Source organism: Clostridium sp. DJ247, assembly GCF_014231265.1.
In genome coordinates, this window is the sequence record NZ_JABAIW010000110.1 from 1 (window position 1) to 4,433 (window position 4,433).

Below are 4,433 nucleotides of genomic sequence, written 5' to 3' on the forward strand. Positions count from 1 at the left end.
AGATTTTGGCTCTCTGCTTAAATTTGAGCTTTAGACTAATTAAAAATATTTAACGTGACGAAACATGGTAATATGTCTCGGAGTATAAGTTAAATTTCGGGCGTGTTTATCTATAGTGAAAACTTATATATAGATGTTTATACAAGAGAAGGTGATTTTATGGGAGAAGAGAAGCGCAGGTGGGTTAGTCTTCATCAACATACAGAGTATTCACTTCTAGATTGTTCTGCAAAGATCCATGAACTTGTAGCTAGAGCTAAGGAATTGGGGATGGAAAGTATAGCTATAACGGATCATGGGGTAATGTATGGCTGTGTTGAATTCTATACAGAAGCTAAGGCACAAGGTGTTAAACCTATAATAGGATGTGAAATATATGTAGCACCTAAGTCTATGCATATAAAGCAAAATGATAAAGAAAACGAAAATTATCATCTTGTACTATTAGTTAAAAATGAAACTGGGTATAACAATTTAATGAAGATAGTTTCTACTGCATCAATAGAAGGGTTTTATTATAAACCTAGAGTAGACCATGATTTCTTGAAGAAACATAGCGAAGGCTTAATAGCATTAAGTGCTTGTTTAGGAGGAGAGATTCAATCCTATATATCTAAAGATAATTTAAAAAAGGCTAAGGAAACGGCACTTTTTTATAAAGATATATTTAAAGACGGTTTTTACTTAGAGTTGCAGTATCATGGTATAGAAGAACAATTAAAAGTTAACAGAGAACTTATAAATATGTCTAAAGAGTTAGATATACCTTTAGTGGCTACAAATGATGTTCACTATATAAAAAAGGAGGATTATAAGTCTCATGATGTACTGTTATGTATACAAACAGCTAAAACAGTAGATGAAGAAGATAGAATGAGATATCCTTCTGATGAGTTTTATTTAAAATCTCCAGATGAAATGTATGAACTGTTTTCACATGTACCAGAGGCTCTAGAAAACACAGTTGTAATTGCAGAACAATGCAGCTTTGATTACGAATTTCATAAATCTAAGTTACCTAAATTTCCGCTGCCAGAAGGGGTAGAACCCTATGAATATATTAAAGAATTATGCTATAAAGGACTTGAGGAAAGATATATAAATATAACAGATGAACTTAAACAGAGACTAGAATATGAGCTAAAAATAATAGATCAGATGGGCTATGTTGACTATTTTCTTATTGTGTGGGATTTTATAAGGTTTGCAAGAGAAAATGATATAATGACAGGCCCTGGAAGAGGATCTGGTGCAGGTTCAATAGTGGCATACACTCTTGGTATAACGAAAATAGATCCTATCAAGTATAATCTTATATTTGAAAGATTTCTAAATCCAGAGAGAATTTCTATGCCTGATATAGATAGTGATTTTTGTTATGAGAGACGTGGAGAAGTAATAGACTATGTAGTAAAAAAATATGGAATAGATAACGTATCCCAGATTGTGACCTTTGGTACAATGGCAGCTAGAGCTTGTATAAGAGATGTGGGCAGAGCTATGGATTATGCTTATTCTGAAGTAGATCGAATTGCTAAGATGATTCCTACAGTATTAAGCATAACCATAGATAAAGCTTTAAATTTAAGTCCTGAGCTTAAGGAGGCCTACGAAAATGAATCCAGAACTAAGGATCTCATAGATATTGCTAAAGCATTAGAAGGATTACCAAGACATACTTCTACACATGCTGCTGGAGTAGTTATAGCATCTCAGCCTCTAGTTAATTATGTACCACTGCAAAAAAATGAAGAAAATATTGTAACTCAATTCACTATGGGCACTCTAGAAGAACTAGGACTTTTAAAAATGGATTTCTTAGGTTTAAGAACTCTTACGGTACTTAGAGATGCGGTAAGTATGATAAGATATAATAAAGGTATAAAAATAGACTTAGATACCATTGATTATGATGATAAAAATGTTTATAAGATGATTGGAGAAGGAAAAACTGTGGGAGTGTTCCAACTAGAATCTCCAGGAATGACGTCTTTTATGAAAGAATTAAAGCCAGATTCACTAGAAGACATAATTGCAGGTATAAGTCTATATAGACCAGGACCTATGGCAGAAATACCAAAATATATAAGAAATAAAAATAATCCTGAATCAGTAGAGTATGTAACTCCAGAATTAGAGCATATATTATCTGTTACCTATGGATGTATGGTCTATCAAGAACAGGTAATGCAAATTGTTAGAGATTTAGCAGGATACTCTATGGGAAGAAGTGACTTAGTAAGACGTGCTATGTCTAAGAAAAAACATCATGTTATGGAAGAGGAAAGACGTAATTTTATCTACGGTATAGTAGATGAAAACAACAATGTTGTTGTTCCAGGGTGTTTAAGAAATAATATATCTGAGGATATAGCAAATAAAATATTCGACTCTATGATGGACTTTGCTTCCTATGCATTTAATAAGTCCCATGCAGCTGCTTACGCTGTAGTTGCCTTTCAAACTGCATATTTAATGTACTATCACCCTACAGAATTTATTGCTGCAATGCTAAATAGTGTAAAGGGAGATAGTGAAAAGGTTGCTTATTATATAAGGTTTGCAGAAGAAAAGAATATTCAAATACTAACACCAGATATAAATGAAAGTTATGCTAAATTTACTGTACAAGGAAATAAGATACGGTTTGGGCTTTCTGCTGTAAAAAATGTTGGTGAGAATATAATTGATAGTATAGTAAAATCAAGAGAAGAAAAAGGAAAGTTTATAGATTTATCAGATTTCTGTAATAAGATAGATACAGCCTGTGTTAACAAGAGAATTGTAGAAAGTCTTATAAAAGCAGGGGCTTTCGATTGTTTTAAAGTGTATCGTTCAAGGATGCTTGCTGTTCATGAAAGAATATTAGACAGTGTTAACAATTCCAGAAAGAAAAATATAGATGGACAGCTTAGTCTTTTTAATAGTTTTGATGATGTAAGTATAAAAATTCAGTATCCTAACATACAGGAATTTGATAAGAGGTATATGTTGGTTATGGAAAAAGAAATGACTGGATTATACTTATCTGGACATCCGTTAGAGGAGTATGAACAAACGCTAAAGATGCAAGCCAGTGTAAACATAACAGACATAATAGTAAATGAATCTTTGGAAGAGGGAACACTTAAAGAATCTACCGTGAAGGATGGAGATGTTGTAATAATTGGAGGTATAATAGCAGAGGTAACAAAAAAAGTTACTAAGAATAATGATATGATGGCCTTTGCTAGAATTGAAGATATGTATGGATCTATAGAAATAATAGTATTTCCCAAGGTATTACAGAGGTTTAAAAGTCTAGTTAACGAAGATAGTATGATAGTAGTTAAAGGTAGAGTAACTATAAGAGAAGAGGAACAGCCAAAAATAATATGCGAATCTATAGAACCCTTAGTAAAAATAAACTCTGAAAAGTTGTACATTCTCATAGAGGACGAAAGAGTGTTAAAAAATATACTTCTAGAGGTTAAACCATTATTTAGTGATTACAAAGGTAATATACCAGTTTATTTATGTACTAGAAAAGAGCGAAAGAAGTTCAGAGTTGACAGAGATTTTTGGATTACCGGAAATACAGAACTTATGTCTATTCTAAGAAAAAGATTTGGAGAAGAAAATGTAAAAATAATATAAGCTCACAGTATATTTTTGTGTAGAATAAACAAAATATTAGAGAGGATTTTTATATCCTCTCTAAATTTTACGAAATTATAGCTTAGATTAATATAAATTATTGTATATTTTGAAGACTTTTATTAAAATTAACAAGAGAGTATGATGAAAAGTAACAAAATATGTGGTATAATAAAACCAATGAAAGTTTATAAAAATATGGGGAAATTATATATCACTAGTGGGACAAAAAATGGCCCCGGTGGTCGTAGGAGGTATAAACATGAAAACAATAGCAGTACTTACAAGTGGGGGAGATGCTCCAGGCATGAATGCTGCCATAAGAGCAGTTGTTAGAGCCGGATTAGATAAAGGCTTTAAAGTTATGGGGATTCAAAGAGGATATAGTGGACTAATAAATGGGGAAATATTCCCAATGGATAGACAGAGTGTTGCAGACATAATACAAAGAGGCGGTACAGTATTAAGAACTGCTCGATGTGAAGAGTTTAGGACAGAAGAAGGTAGAAAAAGAGGAGCAAACATACTAAGAACCTTTGGAATAGATGGACTTGTAGTAGTAGGGGGAGATGGTTCTTTTCAAGGAGCTCAATTGTTATCAAAATTAGGAATAGCTACTATAGGATTGCCAGGAACTATAGATAACGATTTACCTTATACTGATTATACTATAGGTTTTGATACTGCTTTGAATACTGTTTTAGATGCTATAAATAAACTAAGAGATACTTCAACATCACATGAAAGAGTAAGTATTGTTGAAGTAATGGGAAGAAACTGTGGTGACATAGCATTGT

2 protein-coding genes are annotated in these 4,433 nt (G+C 32.4%); both read left to right on the forward strand.

The genetic code is table 11. From position 1 onward, the window contains the following. Nucleotides 1-159 precede the first annotated feature (159 nt). Nucleotides 160-3,636: a DNA polymerase III subunit alpha gene (locus HGI79_RS22065; protein WP_185652825.1), complete on the forward strand. Its 3,477-nt coding sequence runs from the start codon at nt 160-162 to the stop codon at nt 3,634-3,636. Nucleotides 3,637-3,898: 262 nt separating this feature from the next. Beyond that, a partial coding sequence (locus tag HGI79_RS22070) for an ATP-dependent 6-phosphofructokinase (protein WP_185652824.1) occupies nt 3,899-4,433 on the forward strand: 535 nt, incomplete at its 3' end.

Coding starts and splice junctions, on each gene's coding strand:
- HGI79_RS22065 (WP_185652825.1), top strand. CDS start 160: ATGGGAGAAGAGAAGCGCAGGTGGGTTAGTCTTCATCAACATACAGAG.